General features: G+C 64.6%; 15 protein-coding genes and 1 pseudogene. 2 read left to right on the forward strand and 14 right to left on the reverse strand.

All coding sequences use genetic code 11. From position 1 onward, the window contains the following. Positions 1-55 precede the first annotated feature (55 nt). From IGS68_RS10850 to IGS68_RS10865, 4 genes are all read right to left on the reverse strand, one after another. Positions 56-553 carry a YciE/YciF ferroxidase family protein gene (locus tag IGS68_RS10850; RefSeq protein ID WP_201079811.1) on the reverse strand — a complete coding sequence of 166 codons (498 nt, stop codon included), beginning with the start codon at positions 551-553 and terminating at the stop codon, positions 56-58. A gap of 101 nt (positions 554-654) precedes the next feature. Beyond that, positions 655-1,521: a carbohydrate ABC transporter permease gene (locus IGS68_RS10855; RefSeq protein WP_201079813.1), complete on the reverse strand. Its 867-nt coding sequence runs from the start codon at positions 1,519-1,521 to the stop codon at positions 655-657. A gap of 53 nt (positions 1,522-1,574) precedes the next feature. Then, positions 1,575-2,471: a carbohydrate ABC transporter permease gene (locus IGS68_RS10860; protein WP_247881274.1), complete on the reverse strand. Its 897-nt coding sequence runs from the start codon at positions 2,469-2,471 to the stop codon at positions 1,575-1,577. Between the two features lie 87 nt (positions 2,472-2,558). After that, positions 2,559-3,902, reverse strand: coding sequence for an ABC transporter substrate-binding protein (locus IGS68_RS10865; RefSeq protein WP_201079817.1), 1,344 nt, complete (start codon positions 3,900-3,902; stop codon positions 2,559-2,561). Positions 3,903-4,153: 251 nt separating this feature from the next. Here IGS68_RS10865 and fghA point away from each other — a divergent pair, with 251 nt between their 5' ends. Beyond that, on the forward strand, positions 4,154-4,996 hold the full coding sequence (fghA, locus tag IGS68_RS10870) for an S-formylglutathione hydrolase (RefSeq protein WP_305800087.1): 843 nt from the start codon (positions 4,154-4,156) through the stop codon (positions 4,994-4,996). A 105-nt stretch (positions 4,997-5,101) separates the two neighbouring features. On the opposite strand, the gene IGS68_RS10875 is transcribed toward fghA, so the two are convergent. The 5 genes and pseudogenes from IGS68_RS10875 to IGS68_RS10890 form a co-directional block, all read right to left on the reverse strand. Further along, positions 5,102-6,871, reverse strand: coding sequence for an AIPR family protein (locus IGS68_RS10875; RefSeq protein ID WP_201079819.1), 1,770 nt, complete (start codon positions 6,869-6,871; stop codon positions 5,102-5,104). Between the two features lie 478 nt (positions 6,872-7,349). After that, the gene (locus IGS68_RS10880) at positions 7,350-8,522 is read right to left on the reverse strand and encodes a cryptochrome/photolyase family protein (protein WP_412766134.1); all 1,173 of its coding nucleotides are present in this window, start codon (positions 8,520-8,522) and stop codon (positions 7,350-7,352) included. Continuing rightward, positions 8,477-8,833: pseudogene (locus IGS68_RS36300) on the reverse strand (deoxyribodipyrimidine photo-lyase); the annotation flags it as partial. The pseudogene IGS68_RS36300 and the gene IGS68_RS10880, both read right to left, overlap by 46 nt. A gap of 113 nt (positions 8,834-8,946) precedes the next feature. After that, positions 8,947-9,642: a ligase-associated DNA damage response endonuclease PdeM gene (pdeM, locus tag IGS68_RS10885; RefSeq protein ID WP_247881275.1), complete on the reverse strand. Its 696-nt coding sequence runs from the start codon at positions 9,640-9,642 to the stop codon at positions 8,947-8,949. A gap of 90 nt (positions 9,643-9,732) precedes the next feature. Beyond that, positions 9,733-12,204 carry a ligase-associated DNA damage response DEXH box helicase gene (locus IGS68_RS10890; RefSeq protein WP_371821891.1) on the reverse strand — a complete coding sequence of 824 codons (2,472 nt, stop codon included), beginning with the start codon at positions 12,202-12,204 and terminating at the stop codon, positions 9,733-9,735. A 73-nt stretch (positions 12,205-12,277) separates the two neighbouring features. Between IGS68_RS10890 and IGS68_RS10895 the strand changes: the two genes are divergently transcribed. Continuing rightward, positions 12,278-13,045, forward strand: a complete 768-nt coding sequence (locus tag IGS68_RS10895) for a 5'-methylthioadenosine/adenosylhomocysteine nucleosidase (protein WP_201079823.1) — start codon at positions 12,278-12,280, stop codon at positions 13,043-13,045. A 165-nt stretch (positions 13,046-13,210) separates the two neighbouring features. Here the strand turns inward: IGS68_RS10895 and IGS68_RS10900 are convergent, their stop codons facing one another. Genes IGS68_RS10900 through IGS68_RS10920 form a run of 5 tightly spaced genes read right to left on the reverse strand, consistent with a single transcriptional unit; the run spans position 13,211 to position 18,134 of the window. Continuing rightward, positions 13,211-14,791, reverse strand: a complete 1,581-nt coding sequence (locus tag IGS68_RS10900) for a class I adenylate-forming enzyme family protein (RefSeq protein WP_201079825.1) — start codon at positions 14,789-14,791, stop codon at positions 13,211-13,213. Continuing rightward, a complete protein-coding gene (locus IGS68_RS10905; protein WP_247881276.1) occupies positions 14,791-15,462 on the reverse strand; it encodes an ABC transporter ATP-binding protein in 672 nt (223 codons plus the stop codon). The genes IGS68_RS10900 and IGS68_RS10905 overlap by 1 nt, the downstream gene beginning before the upstream one ends. Then, on the reverse strand, positions 15,459-16,211 hold the full coding sequence (locus IGS68_RS10910) for an ABC transporter ATP-binding protein (protein ID WP_201079827.1): 753 nt from the start codon (positions 16,209-16,211) through the stop codon (positions 15,459-15,461). Before IGS68_RS10910 ends, IGS68_RS10905 begins: the two co-directional genes overlap by 4 nt. Continuing rightward, a complete protein-coding gene (locus IGS68_RS10915) occupies positions 16,208-17,206 on the reverse strand; it encodes a branched-chain amino acid ABC transporter permease (RefSeq protein ID WP_201079829.1) in 999 nt (332 codons plus the stop codon). The genes IGS68_RS10910 and IGS68_RS10915 overlap by 4 nt, the downstream gene beginning before the upstream one ends. Before the next feature lie 31 nt (positions 17,207-17,237). Continuing rightward, positions 17,238-18,134, reverse strand: a complete 897-nt coding sequence (locus IGS68_RS10920) for a branched-chain amino acid ABC transporter permease (RefSeq protein ID WP_201079831.1) — start codon at positions 18,132-18,134, stop codon at positions 17,238-17,240. Between the last annotated feature and the right edge of the window lie 14 nt (positions 18,135-18,148).

Below are 18,148 nucleotides of genomic sequence, written 5' to 3' on the forward strand. Positions count from 1 at the left end.
AAACTCCCTCCCCTGGGCGACAGGGGAGGGAGCGATCGCGACAGTAGGCGCGGCGTCAGGCCGCCTTGAAGGCCCGCTGGTTGATTCCGCCTTCGGCCAGTTGGTTCAGCTTCTGGTCGGTCGCCTTCTCCTCGTTGAGCGTCTGCTCCAGCAGGTTGGCGACGTCGGTCATCCCGCAGGTCTCCGCCAGGGTGCGGAGCGCCCCGTAGCTGGCGATCTCGTAATGCTCCACCTTCTGGGCGGCCATGACCAGAGCCACGTCCAGCACCTCCGGCGGATGCCCCTGGGACATGACCTCCTCGGCCTCCTCGATCAGCCCCTGGGTCGCCTCGCAGGTATTGCCGCCGGGGTCCGCCTGGAGGATCTTGAAGACCTGCTCCAGCCGCTTCACCTGGCCCTGGGTTTCCTGCAGGTGCGTCTGGAACGCCTGCTTCAGCTCCTGCGACGACGCGGCGTCGGCCATCTTGGGCAGCGCCTGGGTGATCTGCGTCTCGGCGCTGTAGGTGTCCTGAAGCTCCTCGATCAGAAGAGCCTTGAGTGCTTGTTCCGACATGGTGGTGTCTTCCCGCGCTGTTTTCCGTGTCGTCCAGGGCCCGGACGGCCCGGACGACATGGGGATCAACAGCGCCCGCACGGGATCGTCGCGGCCTTGCCTCATTCCTTCACCGCCCCGGTCAGGCTCGATACGTAATGCTCCACGAAGAACGAGTAGATCACCGCCACCGGCAGCGAGCCCAGCAGCGCTCCGGCCATCAGCGAGCCCCAGTGGTAGACGTCGCCCTCGACCAGCTGGGTCAGCACCGCGACCGGCACCGTCTTCTTCTCCACCGACGAGATGAAGGCCAGCGCGTAGATGAACTCGTTCCACGACAGGGTAAAGGCGAAAATCCCCGCCGAGATCAGCCCCGGCACGGCCAGCGGCAGCGTGATCTTCCACAGGATCTGGATGCGCGACGCCCCGTCCACCAGCGCGCATTCCTCCAGCTCGTAGGGGATCGACTTGAAATACCCCATCAGCAGCCAAGTGCAGAACGGGATCAGGAAGGTCGGGTAGGTCAGGATCAGCGCCAGCGGGCTGTCGTACAGGCCGAACTGGAACACCATGGTCGCCAGCGGGATGAATAGGATCGACGGCGGCACCAGGTATGCCAGGTAGATCATCAGCCCGACCGTCTGCCCGCCCCGGAACCGCAGCCGCTGGATCGCGTAGGCGGCGAGCACGCTGGCGAACAGGCTGATGAAGGTCGCGACCACCGCCACCGTCATGGTGATCATCAGCCACTGCGGATAGTCCGTCTCGAACAGCAGGCGCTTGACGTTGTCCAGCGTCGGCGAATGGATCCACAGCGGGTTATAGTCCTTGAAGTTGTAGAGCTCCTCGTTCGATTTGAAGGTCGTCACCGTCATCCAGTAGAACGGGAACAGCAGGATGATCAGGAACGCCGACAGCGGCGCATAGACCGTGACAAGCTTCCGCGGCCACGTGTTGAGATAGTCCATCCCGACGCGTTCTTCAGCCATGGTGCGCCCCAGTCATCGCCGGTCCAGTCATCGCAGCCCCAGTCATCTCAGATTCAGTCATCGCTGCCTCCGTGCTGCCATTTCCGCCGGGCCAGCGCGAAATAGCTGAACAGCGTCGCGAAGATCAGGAACGGGATCATCGCCACCGCGATGGCCGCGCCTTCTCCCAGCTGCCCGCCCGGGATCGCCCGCTGGAACGCCAGGGTCGCCATCAGGTGCGTGGTCCCCGCCGGGCCGCCCCGGGTGATCGCGTAGATCAGCTGGAAATCGGTGAAGGTGAACAGGATCGAGAAGGTCATCACGACCGCCAGGATCGGCATCAGCATCGGCAGGGTGACATGGCGGAATCGCTGCCAGGCCGACGCCCCGTCCAGTGCCGCCGCCTCGTACAGGCTGGGCGAGATGGTCTGGAGCCCCGCCAGCAGGCAGATCGCCACGAACGGGATGCCGCGCCAGATGTTCGCCGCGATCAGCGAGGCCCGCGCATTGTTGGGCGTGCCCAGAAAGTCGATGTACTGGTCGATCAGCCCCATCTCGGTCAGCGCCCAGCTGATGATCGAGAATTGCGGGTCGTAGATCCACCAGAAGGCCAGCGCCGACAGCACCGTCGGCACGATCCACGGCACCAGGATGATCGACCGGATCAGCGCCTTGGCCGGCAGGTGGTTGTTCAGCAGCAGCGCCAGCCAGAGCCCCAGCGCGAACTTCCCGATGGTCGCGATCACCGTGTAGAGCACGGTGTTGCTGACCGCGAGCCAGAACATGCTGTCGCGGAACAGCGACTGGTAGTTCTCCAGCCCGATGAAGACTCCCGCCCGCCCGATCCGGGTATCGGTGAACCCCAGCCAGATGCCGAGCCCCAGCGGGTATGTCAGGAACACCAGCAGCAACGTCGCCGCCGGCAGCATGAACAGGAACGACAGCACGGCGGGATTGTCGAAGGTTCGCACGATCCAGGAATCCCGGGGCCGCGCGATACGCCTTTCCCGGGCGGCACCTGCCGCCCGGGGACCAGCCACGTTCTGATGGGCCATAAATCAGGTCCTGTAATACCGCTCCGCCCGCCGCTGGGCTTCCGCGGCGGCCTCCTTCGGGGTGGCGCGCCCGGAGCAGACCTGGGCCACCATGTTGTTGATGATGAAATCGGCCAGCGTCGCCGCCGAGGCATAGCCCAGGCTGCCGCGATAGCCGTACCACAGCATGTTCTTCATCACCTCGCTGTAGGCTTCGTGCTTGGGGTCCTCGGTCCAGATCGGGTTTCCGGCATAGGCCGCCAGGGGATGGCTCCAGTACCCGATGCTGGCCTGCTGCCAGGGCTCGTACTGCTCCTTCTCGAAGATGAAGCGCAGATATTCCTTGGCGGCGTTGGGATACTTCGTGTGCTTGAACACCATGGTGTTGACCAGAAGCCCGGCCTCGGTCGGCTTGCCCACCGGCCCGACCGGGAAGCGGGCATGATAGATATCCTCCGCCAGGGCCTTCACCGCCGGATCGGGACTGTTCTTGGCCGAGTAGTAGACCGAGATACCGTTGGAGGTCAGGCTGATCTCCCCGGCCAGGAACGCCTTGTTGTTGGACGGATCCAGCCAGGACAGCGTGCCGGGAATGAACTGGTCGACCAGCTGCTTGCCGTATTCCAGCGCCGCGATCGTCTCGGGGCTGTCGATGATCACCTTGTTGTTCTCGTCCACCAGGGCGGCGCCATGGGACCAGATCAGCCAGTGGGTCCAGGTATTCCCGTCTCCCTGGGCGTTGCCCAGCGCGAAACCCATGGGGTGGTTGTTCTTCTTGAGGTTCTTGGCCAGCGTCAGGAAATTGTCGATGTCGGTCGGGATCTCGTCATATCCGGCCTCGTTGACCCACGACTTGCGGTACACGATGGCGCCGCCGGAAGCGCCGATCGGCATCGCGATCCACTTGCCGTCCGATCCCTTGCCGTAGCGCTCGGCGATCGGGTACCAGCCGCCATACTTCTTTCCCAGATACTCCGCGACCTCGGTCAGGTCGATCAGCTTGTCGGGATACTGGTGCGGGTCGTCGTTCCAGGCCAGCACCACGTCCGGCCCGCTGCCGATGTTGGCGGCGACCGCCGTCTTGGGCCGCAGGTCCTCCCAGCTCTCGTTGTCCACCCGGACCTTGACGCCGGTCTCCTTGGTGAACCTCTCGGTGTTCGCCAGGAACTGGGTCTCGTCACCCTGCACGAACTTGGCCGGGCGAAGCACGCGCAGTTCGGCGCCATTCTCGATGGCGAGTTTCGGCGCCGGAACGTCGGCCGCCATGACCTCCGCGAAGGCGGAGCGATAGCCCAGGAGCCCCGTGCCCGCCAGCGCTCCGGCGCCGACGCCGATCTTCAGCGTGTCCCGTCTGGTGAACTTCGTCATTTCCGCATCCTCCCTGATCCGTTTCTTCTGATACTTTTAAATCAAGCCGGATTATTTCGCAGGTGCAGCAGATCGGAGGGTGATTTGTTCGCCCTTCCAAGTAAAGCCTACGCCCGCTCCAAACGCCTGTCACCCCTCTTGTGTCGATACATACATGGGTACGCCCTTGACCCCCGCGGCCCGCCGTCTCACCATGCAGCGCCGGTAACGACCAGGCTTCAGAGACAAACGGAATACGAGGAAAACGCCCGATGAGTTTGGACCGCATCTCCAGCCATGCCTGCTTCGGCGGCACGCAGGGCATCTACCGGCATCGCTCGGCGAGCACGGGCACCGACATGGAAGTCGCGGTCTTCGTTCCGCCCCAGGCGGCCGACGGCCCCCTGCCGGTGCTGACATATCTGTCCGGCCTGACCTGCACGTGGGAGAACTTCACCGTCAAGGCCGGCGCCCAGCGCTACGCTGCCGAGCACGGCGTGATCATCGTCGCCCCCGATACCAGCCCGCGCGGCCTCGACCTGCCGGGCGAGCACGCCAGCTACGACTTCGGCTCCGGCGCCGGCTTCTACGTGGACGCCACGCAGGATCCGTGGAAGACCAACTATCGCATGTACAGCTACATCCGGGACGAGCTGCCCGGCCTGATCGCGTCGGAATTCAAGATCGATCCCGCCCGCCAGGGCATTTTCGGCCATTCCATGGGCGGGCACGGGGCCCTCGTGATGGCGTTCCGCAATCCCGACCGCTACCGCTCGGTCTCCGCCTTCTCGCCGATCGTCTCCGCGTCCCGCGTTCCGTGGGGCGAAAAGGCGCTGGGCGGCTATCTCGGCCAGGACCGCGAGGCCTGGAAGCAGTACGATGCTTCCCTGCTGGCCGAGAAGGGCGGCTGGAAGTCCCCGATCTTGGTCGACCAGGGCACCTCCGACCAGTTCCTGGAGAAGGAGCTGAAGCCCGAGCTGCTGGAAGAAGCCTGCGCCAAATCCGGCACGCCGCTGACGCTCCGCCGCCAGCCCGGCTACGACCACAGCTACTATTTCATCTCGACCTTCATGGGCGACCACATCGCCCATCACGCCAAGCTGCTGAAGGCCTAGGGCGGGGCAGGGGGGCGCCGCCTTCCCGGGCTGGCGCTCCCTACTAATGCATTAAAGCCGAAGAACGATTATGAACTGGGCTGCATCCCCTCTCAGTTTGATGTGCTATAGTCCAATTCTCGTGTATGCGGCAAATTTCTCGAAGTTTTCTTTCTGCAGAGTGCTGATTGATGCTACTACTCCTACGAAGTTAGGCACAGTTTTTGAAACACTTTCGTTCGATATGCGGTTTCTCGAAAACGCATTATCTAACTGGTTTGAAAGAGAAAGCATCATGCTAACAATAGGAAGCCAATAATTGGATGCAGTGCTTGGACTCACATTGTTAATGAATTGTAGATCAAAACGGTTTGGAATGGATTTAGACAAAATAGTCTCCATGCACTGTGATATTACATGAAGAAGTAAATAGTTTGAGCCTTTTTTATTTAAGAATCCAAGGCTGGTATTTTCGACGTTCGTCAAGGATGATGGATCTTTCTTGTGCCTTTGAGTTAGCTCCAGTTTTTGATCATTAATCGCGCTTAATAATGAATAGCAGAAAACTATGTGGCGCGCAGTAGTTCGATCAGTGAATATATGGCGATAATTTTTCTCATTAGTCCAAAGCTCAGATTTCTTGTCATAAGCTGTAACTGGATCACCGTGAAAGGCGGCAAGAGACTGACCTACTGTGTAGGACGGAAGTGTGAACTTGCTTCTTTTGATTGCATCGCTTGCTCCTCCCCTTCTTCCACCTTCATATTCAGCATCAGGTATACTCTCAAATTCCGTCCTCAGACGTTCTTGTATCTGATCTGTGCTTCTGAAATCGGCGGCTTGTAGTTTGTTCTGAGAATTGTTGTAGCGAACAACGTTCTCAACTATGCCATCTTTAGTTGCCTTGACAAATCTGATGGGAACTTGCAAACTCTTGGGAGGTACATCTTCAAGATTTGCGATGGATCCTGTAGTCTGCGCGCCGTTGACGATTGATATACCGACGATTTTGAGCCTCCTTCCATTTTTTGATCGTTTTCCTAACTCATAGTCAAGAACCAGAGCTGTTATGCCATTGTTATAAACATAGAAGTTACTTGGCTGTTCTTGCGCGGTAGTCTTTATGCCATTGTTTATGTGCGAGTCGCTTTCGCGGGATCCCAGATAGGCCCGCAAATTAGCAGAAAACAAGTCAGTCTTATATTGGTGATACAAGTCATGAATCCATTTTCCGTTAACAACGGTTACAACTGATTGCCAATCGGTTTCTTTAATCTCAACTGCATCAGGCACAGTAGTCGTAATTTCGTCTGTGACAATGACAGTGCGCTCGGCTTGTGTATAGAGCCGTTCAAGTTGAGCTTCGCACACTTCCTCAGCAAAGATGTTGATATCTTGGCCGAAATGATAGCTTTTAAGTGCAACTTTGGCAGCATTCTCAACGGCACGCAATTCATCTTTGACATTCTTCGAGCCTGGCAAATTATGGACATACCATATATAAATCTGTTTTATTTCACCGGAGTTTATCGCCGATCTGAGTTCGTCTGCACGGCCTTTCAAATTATCCGGAAGTAGATCCAAATTTGTAGATAAAAGCCAAGTAATAGCTGTATTCAGGTCAGATGCTTTGTTAGCCGGCGCGGACTCTCTAATTCTTTTTGAGATGTAACATTGAGCAATAACAGCTACCTGCCTTTCTTTATCTACATAAAGTACATCACATTTCTTGTCATCGCCTCCTCCTGTGATAGACTCGCTGGAAATTGTCTGTATATCATCAAGATTGAAGCGAAGATTAATTGCAAAAACGCCGATCGCATCATCCGTTAATGAATAGTTATCTTTCATAACTTTGAAGGCTTTTTCCCAACCTGCTTCGAACGTCTTGCTCATAATCATCTTCTTCATGTAAGGGATACCGCATAGTTCTTCAATTTAAATAGTTCTTCCCGCTTAGTACAGCGGAAAATTAGAGTGCTGGCGTATGTTTAGTGCGGATACAAAGGTTGTATGGTCCGCTACGCTATGTCCACAGCATTTCGGAAGGTCATAAGAGATATGCGCAATCATACATGGTATTCTTGCAGATCGCAATTCGGTCGTATCACATGCATAGTCGGCGCCATCCCACCAGAAACGCACCTGGCTGCGATAGATGCAGGTTTTCGTCGAACTCTGATTCTAGACTTCCATCCTTAATATCAATGATTACTGTTTAAGCAACTTTACTGACAAGGTAAGCAGCTTCCACCACATGACCCTCCATGAAGGCTCCCCCTGCAACACGGATGATGACATTTGCGGCCTTCCTCCCGGGGGCCATGTTGACATGACGCTCCCTCGACCATCACGAATGCTGACATCTGCGGCCTCAGCCCGGGGGAGCGACTTTCCCAGCCGCCTTCACCGCCCGGAATGCCTCCAGCGCCCGGTCGCGTGCCGCACCATGATCCACGATCGGTTTCGGGTAGGTCCGGCCCAGCGTCACGCCGGCCTTCGCCAGCACCTCGGCCGGGGCGCTCCAGGGTTCGTGGACGTAGCGGTCGGGCAGCCGTTCCAGCTCCGGCACGTACCGCCGCACATAGCTGCCGTCGGGGTCGAACTTGCGGCCCTGGAGCACGGGGTTGAACACCCGGAAGAACGGCGCGGGATCGGCGCCGCAACCGGCGATCCACTGCCAGTTGGCGCTGTTGTTGGCGGCGTCCGCATCCACCAGCGTGTCCCAGAACCATTCCTCTCCCGACTGCCAGGGCAGCAGCAGGTCCTTCACGAGGAAAGATCCGACGATCATCCGCACCCGGTTGTGCATCCATCCCGTCCGCCAGAGCTGGCGCATCCCGGCATCGACGATCGGATACCCTGTCCGTCCCCGCTGCCACGCCTTCAGGCCGGCATCGTCGTTCCGCCAGGGCAGGGCCTTGAACCGACTGTCCATCGGCTCCGTCCTCATGTCGGGGTTGGCCAGCAGAAGCCCGTGGGTGAATTCCCGCCAGCCGATTTCCCGCAGGAAGGCCTCCATCGCGGGCTCCAGCCCGGCCGCCGCCTCGGCCCGATGCTGCGCCGCGTGCCAGACCTGCCGGGGAGAGATCTCGCCCCAGTGCAGGTGCGGCGACAGCCGCGAGGTGCCGTCCCGGCCGGGACGGTCGCGGCCGGTCCTGTAATCCCGCAGGATCGCGTCCAGGAAATCCGCGAGCCGCCCCGCCGCGGCCGCTTCGCCGGGGGTCCAGTCGTCCCGCAGACCGCCGGCCCAGTCGGGCGAGGTCGGCAGCAATCCCCAGGCGGCCAGGGCATCCGAAGCCGGCGCATTCCCCGGCGGCGACAGCGCCGCGGGGTCGGGCAGCGGGCGTGCGGGTTCATGGGCGGTGGAGAGCGTCTTCCAGAACGGCGTGAAGACCTTGAAGGGCGTTCCGGCTTTCGACCGGACCCGATCCTGCCCGACCAGCAGCCCGCCGTCGAAGCATTCGACCGCGACGCCCAGCCCGGCCATTCGCTCCTGCACCGCCGCATCCCGCCGGATCGCCGCCGGATCGCCGCCGGATCGCACTCCCGGTTCCAGACAACGGTGCCGGCCCCGGTCCCGGCGATCAAGCCGTCGAGCACATCCCCGGCCGGCCCCCGCCTCAGCACCAGCGGCGAGCCCAGCCGGGCGAGCGCAGCGCCCAGCCGTTCCAGGCTATGGTGAAGCCACCAGCGCCCGGCACCCCCCGGCGGCCTCACGCCGTCGGCCCCGCCATCGTCCAGCAGATACAAGGGGATCACCAGCGCCCCGCTCTCCGCCGCGTGGTGAAGGGCGGGGTTGTCGGCAAGGCGCAGGTCGTGGCGGAACCAGACGATGACGGGGGATCGCGATGTCATGGGCACTTTGCAGGCGGGGAAGGAACGGCGGCGGGGCAGGGCGCCCGCTCCAGCGATCTATACCCCTTCGGCGCCGGATCAATCCATGCCGCCCGCCGGACCGCTCCCGCCGCTCAGGACACCCGTTCCAGATCCGGCTCCAGCCGGGCGCTGGGAAACTCGAACAACCGCTCCCTGCCCATCATATGGACCTGGAACCGCCGGCCCAGCAGCGGCGCCAGCGCGCGGTCCAGCACGTTCAGCCCGCCCGTATAGGCGCCGAACGACGGCATGATCAGCCGCCGCCCGTCGCCGGCGAAACACCGGGCGCGCACCCGTCTACCCCGCACCCGCACGGCGGCGACCGGGTGGTAGTGGCCGGAAACCTCGCCCCCGGCCCCGACGGTCGCCTCGTGGCGGAAGCACAGCGGCCCCAGGACGACGGTATCCTCGATCCTGCCGCCCAGATGCGCCGGCGGCTCCGGGTCGTGGTTGCCGGTTATCCAGATCCAGTCGCGGCCTGCCGTCAGCCGGGCGATCCGCTCGGCGTCCGGACGCGACAGCCGCTCGGCGGCGCGCCGGTCGTGGAAGCTGTCGCCCAGGCAGATCACGGTTTCCGGCCGCCGGCTCTCGACCAGCGCTTCCAGCCGCGCAAGCGTGGCTCCCGTGTCGTAGGGCGGCAGCAACTGGCCGCGCTGGGCGAAGGCCGACCCCTTCTCCAGGTGCAGGTCGGCCACCACCATCAGCCGCTTCTCCGGCCACAGCAGCGCCCCGGACAGGTCGGCCACCAGCGGCACGCCGTTCAGGATTAAATTCTCTGGCGAAATCACGGAGAACCCGATATGTTCACTTTAAGTTCCGGCATAGGTGTCGCCGATCGGGAAGGGCGCGTCAATTGCAAACCACGGGGATGGGCGCGTCTATATCGGCAGCACCCCCTGATCCAGGCTCGCGCCGCCCCGCAGTTCCGGCATCGCCTCGTCGATCAGTTCCTGTTCCGCCTCGCCCAGCAGGTCGTCAAGCGCCGAGCCGGAGACCTGCTCGCGCCCGACCTCCAGCAGCACGGGCACGGCCAGCGGCGACACCCGGGCCAGCGCCCGATGCATGATGCGGCCCTTGACCCGGGCAAGCATGTCGGCCAGCCGCCGCACGTCGGTCAGTCCGCCCGCCGCATCCGCCCGGGTCGCCCGCAGCAGCACGTGGTTCGGCTCGTGCTTGCGCAGCACGTCGTAGATCAGGTCCGAACTGAAGGTCACCTGCCGCCCCGTCTTCTCCTGGCCGGGATGGCGCCGCTCGATCAGGCAGGAGATCACGGCCACGTTGCGGAAGGTCCGGCGCAGCATGCTCGACTCGTCCATCCAGGCTTCCAGGTCGTCGCCCAGCATGTCCTGGTCGAACAGGGCGTCCACGTCCCGGACTGGCCGCAGGCTCCAGACCGACAACACATAATCGGTCGCGACGAAGCCCAACGGCTTCAGCCCGGCGCGCTCCATCCTGCGGGTCAGCAGCATGCCCAGCGTCTGGTGGGCGTTGCGCCCCTCGAAGCAGTAGGCCACCAGGAAATGCTGCTTCCCGCGCGGAAAGCTCTCGACCAGAAGCCCTTCCCGCGGCGGCATCACCGACCGCAGCCGCTGGAGGCGCAGCCATTCCTGCACCGCCGCCGGCAGCTCGCCCCAGACGCCGGGGTCCGCCAGCATGGCCCGGACCTCGTCCGCCAGATGGGTGGACAGCGGCATCCTGCCGCCGGCATAGGCCGGCACCTTGGGGTCGCCCTGGCCGCCCCGCGCGCAATTGACGTAGGTCTCCTGGATGCCCTGGAACTTCAGCAATTGCCCGGCGAACAGGAAGGTGTCGCCCGGTATCAGCGACTGCACGAAGGACTCCTCGACCTCCCCCAGCACCTGGGACCGGCCGAGCCGGACCTTCAGCGTCACGGCCGCGACGATCGTGCCGACATTCATCCGGTATTGGCGGGCGACGACCGGCCCGGCGACCCGGTACAGCCCGTCCTCCTCGTCCCGCACCAGCCGCTTGAACCGGTCGTAGCTGCCGAGCGCGTAGCCGCCGGTCGCGACGAAGTTCAGCACGTCGTCGAAGTCCGCGCGCGTCAGGGCGGAGTAGGGCGCCGCCGAGGTCACCTCCGCATACAGTTCATCCGCGTCGAACGGGGCAGCACAGCCCATGCCCAGGACATGCTGCGCCAGCACGTCCAGCCCGCCCGGGCGCGGCGGGTCGCCGTCCAAGGTATATGTGGCGATCGACTGCACGGCGGCCCGGCATTCCAGCACCTCGAACCGGTTGGCCGGCACCAGCACGGCGCGGCTCGCCTCGTCCAGCCGGTGGTTGGCCCGGCCGATCCGCTGGAGCAGCCGGCTGACTCCCTTGGGGGCTCCGACCTGCACGACCAGATCCACGGCGGCCCAGTCGATGCCCAGGTCCAGGGACGAGGTCGCGACCACCGCCCGCAAGGCCCCGCGCGCCATGGCGGCCTCGACCTTGCGGCGCTGCTCCGCCGCAAGGCTGCCATGGTGGAGCGCGATGGCAAGCCCGTCCTCGTTGATCTTCCACAGCTCCTGGAAGACCAGCTCGGCCTGCGCGCGGGTATTGACGAACACCAGCGTTGTGCCGGCCCGGCGGATCTGCTCATAAACCTCGCCCAGCGCGTGGACCGCCATCCGGCCGGACCAGGGCAGCCGCTCGCGGGTCGTCAGGATATCGACCTGGGCGCGGGCACCCGACCGGCCCGTGACGGTCCGCACGTCGCCGCCCCCGGCCTTGCCGGTCTTCGACAGGTACGCGATCAGATGGTCCGGATGAGCCACCGTCGCCGACAGTCCGACGCGCCGCCCGCCGGGCGCCAACTTCGCCAGCCGCGCCAGCCCCAGCGCCAGCAGGTCGCCGCGTTTCGTCCCGGCCAGGGCGTGCAACTCGTCGATCACCACGCAGCGAAGGCCTTTGAAGATCTTCTCCGCGTCCGTATAGGACAGCATCAGCGCCAGGCTCTCCGGAGTCGTCATCAGCACCTGCGGCGGCTTCGACCGCTGGCGCTGGCGCTTGGCGGCGGAGGTGTCGCCCGTCCGGGTCTCCGTCCGGATCGGCAGGCGCAGTTCGGCGACCGGGCTTTCAAGGTTGCGCTGGATATCGACCGCCAGGGCCTTCAGCGGCGAGATGTACAGCGTGTGCAATCCGTCGCGCGGCCGTTCCGACAGGTCGATCAGGCTGGGCAGGAACCCCGACAGCGTCTTGCCGCCGCCGGTGGGAGCGATCAGCAGCGCGTCGGCGCCGTCGCGGGCGGCCCGCAGCATCTCGATCTGGTGGGCATGCGGCGACCAGCCGCGATTGGAGAACCAGCCGAGGAAGTTCGGCGGCAGCAGCGCATCGTTCTGAACCATGTCATCCATGACAGCGGACTATAAAAGCCGGTATGACTGATAACCAGCCGCCTTCGATCCCGGGAACACCGACATGACCGCAAACCCCCTCGGCCTGATCTGCGCCATCCCCGACGAGATCGCCCATTTCGGATCCAGCTTCGCCGAGACGGCGTCCCGCACGCTGGCCGGGCTGACCTTTCGCGAAGGCACCCTGGAAGGCCGGCCCACGGTGATGGTCGAAAGCGGCATCGGCAAGGTCAACGCCGCGGTGGTCGCGACCCTGCTGGCGGAAATCTTCGGCTGCCATGCCCTGCTGTTCTCCGGCGTCGCCGGCGGCCTCGACCCGAAGCTCGGCATCGGCGACGTGGTGGTCGCGACGCGCCTTGTCCAGCACGACTACGGCGCCCTTGTCGAAGGCCGCATCCGTCCCTACCAGCCCGGCGTCCCGCCGCTCCCCGGCTTCGACGAGACCCACGGCTACGCCCTGGCTCCCGCCCTGGAGGACAAGGTCCGGACCGCCCTGAACAACATCGCCCTCCCGGCCTTCGACGCCAAGGCGACGGGCGCCGAACCGCGCGTGCCCACGATCCATTTCGGCACGGTCCTGACCGGCGACACCTTCCTCAACTGCGAAGCCACCCGCGAACGCCTTTACCGCGACTTCGGTGAGGCGCTGGCGATCGAGATGGAAGGCGCCGCCGTCGCCCAGGTCGCGGAGCGCTACGGCATTCCCTGCCTCGTCGTCCGCTCGCTCAGCGACCTCGCCGGCGCCGAAAGCCACATGGACTTCGCCGCCTTCTGCGGCGCCGCGGCGGAGGGGGCGGCGGTGCTGATCCGCCGGCTTGTCGCGGTGGTATGACAGATACAAGAAGAACCTTCTTGACGCCGACCTACCATTTATAGGATCATGGTCTTATAAATCGGCACGATTCGTAGGTCGGCCTTCGCCCGTAGGGCGAACGCCGACACTGGAGTCAAACGTTCCGGCATGCTGTCGGCGTTGGCCCTTTGGGCCAAGGCCGACCTACGCTGATCGACAATCCACACCATTTGCCAGCCTCTCCCGCAATGTCCGCTTGATGACCTTCCCGTTCGGATTGCGCGGAAGCGTGCCGGGCTCGATCGTGAAGCCTTCCGGCACCTTGTAGTCGGACAGGCGCTCCGCGCAGAACGCCTTCAACGCCGCCGTATCGATTTCGGCCTCCGCCGCGATGAAGGCGTGGACGCGCTCGCCCAGGACAGGGCAGGGGTATCCGACGACTGCCACCTCCCGCACGCCGGGGAAATGGCTCAGCACGTTCTCGACCTCGGCGCTGAAGATCTTGTAGCCGCCGCGGTTGATCATGTCCTTCAGGCGGTCGAACACCCGGACATAACCGTCCGCATCGACCGAGCCGATGTCGCCGGAATGCCAGAACCCGGCGGTGAAGCCTTGGGCGGTCGCCTCGGGCTTGTTCCAGTATCCTTTCACCACCATCGGTCCGCGGATCCAAAGCTCACCCGTCTCGCCCGCCGGGACCTCGCGCCCCTCGGCGTCCATCACGCGGATCTCGGCGCAGGGCACCGCGCGGCCGACGCTGTCCAGCCGGCCGGGGGTGTGGCCGATCGGCATGATCGTGGCGGGCGAGGTGGTCTCGGTGGCGCCGTAGGCATTCATCAGGGTCAGGCCTGGCACCGTGCGGGCCAGCGCCGCGATGGTCGCGTCGGGCATGGGGGCGCCGCCGAAGGCGCCGATCCGCCAGGCGGACAGGTCGAATTCTGCGAAGTCCGGCTGGAGCAGGCACAGATTGTACATGGCCGGCACCAGGATGGTGTGGGTCATCCGTTCCGCCGACGCCAGGGCCAGGAAATCCCGTGCCTTGAAGGCCGGCAGGATCAGCAGCGCGCCGGCGACGCGCAGCATCGCCGCGACCATGCCGATCAGTCCGGTCACATGACTGCCCGGGACCGCCAGAACCGAGCGATCCCGGGCCGTCAGGCCCATGCAGGTTTCGTAATGGAGAGCTGAATGACAGATGCCGAGATGGGTCAGCATCGCCCCCTTGGGCTTGCCGGTCGTGCCCGAGGTATAGAGGATGACGGCGGTATCCTCCTCCCGCACCGACGGCACGGGCGGCGGCGGAGCCGGGGAGTGCATTCCTTCGAACGGGACCGCGACCCGCATCAGCCCCGCGATGTCCGGCAGCCGGTCCGTCAGGTCCGCCTCGTGGATCACCAGGGAGGCGCCGCAGTCGTCCAGCACATAGTCCAGGCCGGGCTTCCGCTCCCGCACGCTCAGGGGCACGGCGATGGCGCCGGCCCTTGCGACGGCGTAGAGCGAGGTGACGAACTCCACCCGGTTGCCGAGCAGCAGCGCCACCCGGTCGCCGGGCCGGATGCCGCGCTCGACCAAGCCGGCGGCGAGACGGTCCACCTCCTCGCCAAGCTGGCGGTAGCTCAGGCGCCGGTCGCCGCAGACGACCGCGTCGCCGTCCGGGTTGCGATCAACGGCGTCCGTCAGCATGGCTATCAGGCTGCCGGGCCGGTCGGTGAAGCAGCGGACGACGCGGTCGCCGAAATGGGCCTCCATCCGGGTCGCCGGAAGGGTGTCGTCGGGCCAGGGCATCAGTGCGCCTTCTCCCGCATGGTGCCGTTGGCGCCACGCTCGATGATGTACTCGCGGTCGAACAGGGATTGGGAATGGTTCAGGTCCGACTGGGAAATCACCACCGCCAGATCCTTGCCCTTGAGAGCGGAGATCACCTCCGACAGCCGCTGCGACAGGGCGGGAGCCACGCCCTCGAACGGTTCGTCCAGCAACAGCAGGCGGGTGCCGACCGCCAGGGCTCGGCCCAGCGCCACCATCTTCTGCTGCCCGCCGCTCAGCAGCAGCGCCTTGCGCTCCCGCATGGCCTTCAGCTCCGGCATGATGCCGTAGACGAAGTCGAGCCGCTGCCGGCCGTCCAGCCGCTTGGTCACCCAGGTCGGCAGAAGGATATTCTCCTCCACCGTCAAGGCGGGGATCAGGCCGCGGTCCTCCGGCATGTAGCCGATGCCCAGGTCGGCGCGGTGATGCCTCGCGACCGTGCGCAGGTCGGTCCCATCGACCCGGATATGGCCCTGGACCGGCGCCAGGTGGCCCATGATGGTCCGCATCATGGTGGTCTTGCCGGCACCGTTGCGGCCGACCAGCCCGATCATCTCGCCGGGCGCTGCGGTCATGCCGAAACCGCGCAGCGCTGTGACCGACTGGATGACGACATGGACTCCGTCCACGGCCAGCATCCCGGCGGTCATCGCGCGCTCCCCGTGACGTACCGCTGCACCTCGGGGTCGTCCAGCACCCGGTCCGGCGGGTCGTCGGCGATGATGCGGCCGTTGAAGAAGGCGACCACGCGGTCGGCGTACCGGGTCACGATATCCATGTCGTGCTCCACGAACAGGACGGTGACGGACTCGCGGGCCAGTGCCCCCATCACCGTCTCCATCATCGGGAATTTCTCCTCCGCGCTGACGCCGCTGGTCGGTTCGTCCAGCAGCAGCAGGCGGGGGCGGCCGGTCAGGGCCATGGCGATGTCCAGCAGCTTGCGGACGCCGCCCGGCAGTTCGGTCACCGGCCGGTCGGCGTATTCGGCCAGGCCAAAGCGGTCGAGCAGTTCCTCCGCCCGGATCCGCTGGTCGTCGGCATGGGCCGGCTTCCAGAACGACAGGCGACCCCCCGGATCGGAGGCTGCGAGCGCCACCAGCATGTTCTCCAGCGCCGTCAGCTCGATGCAGAGCTGCGGAATCTGGAACGACCGGCTGACGCCCATGCGGCTGATCCGCCGGGGCGCCAGGGCGGTGATGTCGCGGCCCTCCAGCAGGATTCGCCCGCTGTCCGGCTTCAGGTACCCGGTCACCATGTTGACGAATGTTGTCTTTCCCGCACCGTTGCTGCCGATCAGGCTGACCCGCTGGCCGGCGGGGACCTCCATCGACAGTCCCGACGCGGCCACGACGGCGCCGAAGCTCTTGCCCAGATCATGGGCGGACAGGACCGAGGTCATGGCACGGCCTCCCCGCGGGCGGACCGGACGGCGGGCGCGCGGCTCCGTCCCGCCGTCGCGGCCCGCTTGGACCACAGCGAGCCGATGCCGCGCGGCAGGAACAGGATCACCAGAAGCAGGAAGAGGCCCAGGGAGAACTGCCACATGTGCGGGAAATACAGGCTGGAGAAGGACCGGACCAGTTCCAGCAGGACGGAGGCGATGAACACCGCGACCACCCCATGGTGGCCGCTGAGGATCGCCACGAAGACGAACTCGCCCGACGTGGTCCAATAGGCGAAGTTCGGATCGATGTGGCCGAGCGCCATCACCGTCAGCGCGCCGCCGATTCCGCCCAGCGCCGCGGCCAGGGTGAAGTTCACCGCGATGGCCGCCTGGACGGAGGCGCCCAGATATTCCACCCGCAGGTCGTTGTCGCGGATCGCCAGCGACACCAGCCCCCGGGCGGAGCGGAAATAGACCGTGGCGAGGAAGGCCACGATGCCGGTCACGACCACTGCCAGGGCGTAGATGGAATAGTCCGCATAGGCCTCGGGCGGCGTCCAGCCCAGCATCGTCGGCCGCCCGACGTTGAAGCCGTCCGACCCGCCGATCGCGGGCGACTTCACCAGGGCGCCGTAGAGCACCATGGAGAGCGCCAGGGTCAGCATGGAGAAGAAGATGCCCCGGTAGCGGGCGAGCAGCGGCCCGACGACGGCGCCGGCCAGCGCCGCCGCCGTTCCGCCGACCAGCATCAGCAGGACGGCGTCGGTGATGCCGAGCCGGGTATGGGCGAGGCCGGCGACATAGCCGCCGGCCGCATAGACCAGCCCCTGGCCGAACGACACGACGCCGCTCCGCATCAGCAGCACGATGCCGAGCGTCACGATGCCGTAGGAGGCGGCGATGGTCCCCAGGAACAGGAGCCAGCGCGGCATGAGAAGTCCCGCCGCGAGCAGCGCCGCGACGGTCGCGGATGTTGCCAGGGCCGCGGGAAGAAAGGGTCGGCTGGTCATGTGGTTCATTCCCGATCGAGGCTCCCGCCGGTCAGATCTTGCGGGCGGAGACGCGCTGGAACAGGCCTTCCGGTCGGAAGATCAGGACAGCCGCCATGACGATGTAGATGCTGAACAGCTCCGCGTCGGGCATCAGGTGGACCGCGGCGGCCCGGGCGAGGCCGACGACCACCGCTCCGATCGCCGCCCCCTCGATGCTGCCCAGCCCGCCGATGATCACGACCGCGAAGCTCAGGATGATCACGCCCACGCTGAGCCCCGGCTGGACCGAGATCATCGGCGCCGTGAAGGCTCCGCCCAGCGCCGCCAGGAAAACGCCGACGGTGAAGGCCGCGACATAGACGCGGTTGACGTTCACCCCCATGCTGGCGCTGACTTCCTCGTTGTGGATCACGGCCAGCACGATCTTGCCGGTCACCGTCCGGTTCAGTCCGAACCAGACGCCCAGGCCGCAGACCACCGCCAGGACGATCATCATCAGGTCGTAGCCGACATAGAACAGCGAGCCGAACTCCACGTCGCCGAACAGGGTGTAGGGCTCGGAGACGTAATAGGGGTTGACCCCCCAGATCAGCTTGGTGACGTCCTCCAGCATCAGGAACAGGGCATAGGTGACCAGCACCAGCAGCACCTCGTCCCGGCCGTAGAACAGCCGCAGCAATCCCCGCTCCAGCAGCGGCCCGACGATGACCGCGACCGCGACGGCCGCCAGCAGCATGGCGACCAGCGACCATTCCGGCGCCAGCCCGAGCGACGCGAAGAACGCCACGAAGCTGGCCGCCGCGTAGGCGCCGATGGCGTAGAGGCTGCCATGGGCGATGTTGAGGATCTTGAGGACGCCGAACACCAGCGTCAGGCCGAGCGCCACGATGAAGAGCCACGAGGCGTAGATCAGCCCATCCAGGAGAATGGTCAGTGCGAGATCCATGGGAAGGCGCCTTC

The sequence above is a fragment of the Skermanella sp. TT6 genome, from assembly GCF_016653635.2.
Taxonomy (GTDB): domain Bacteria; phylum Pseudomonadota; class Alphaproteobacteria; order Azospirillales; family Azospirillaceae; genus Skermanella; species Skermanella cutis.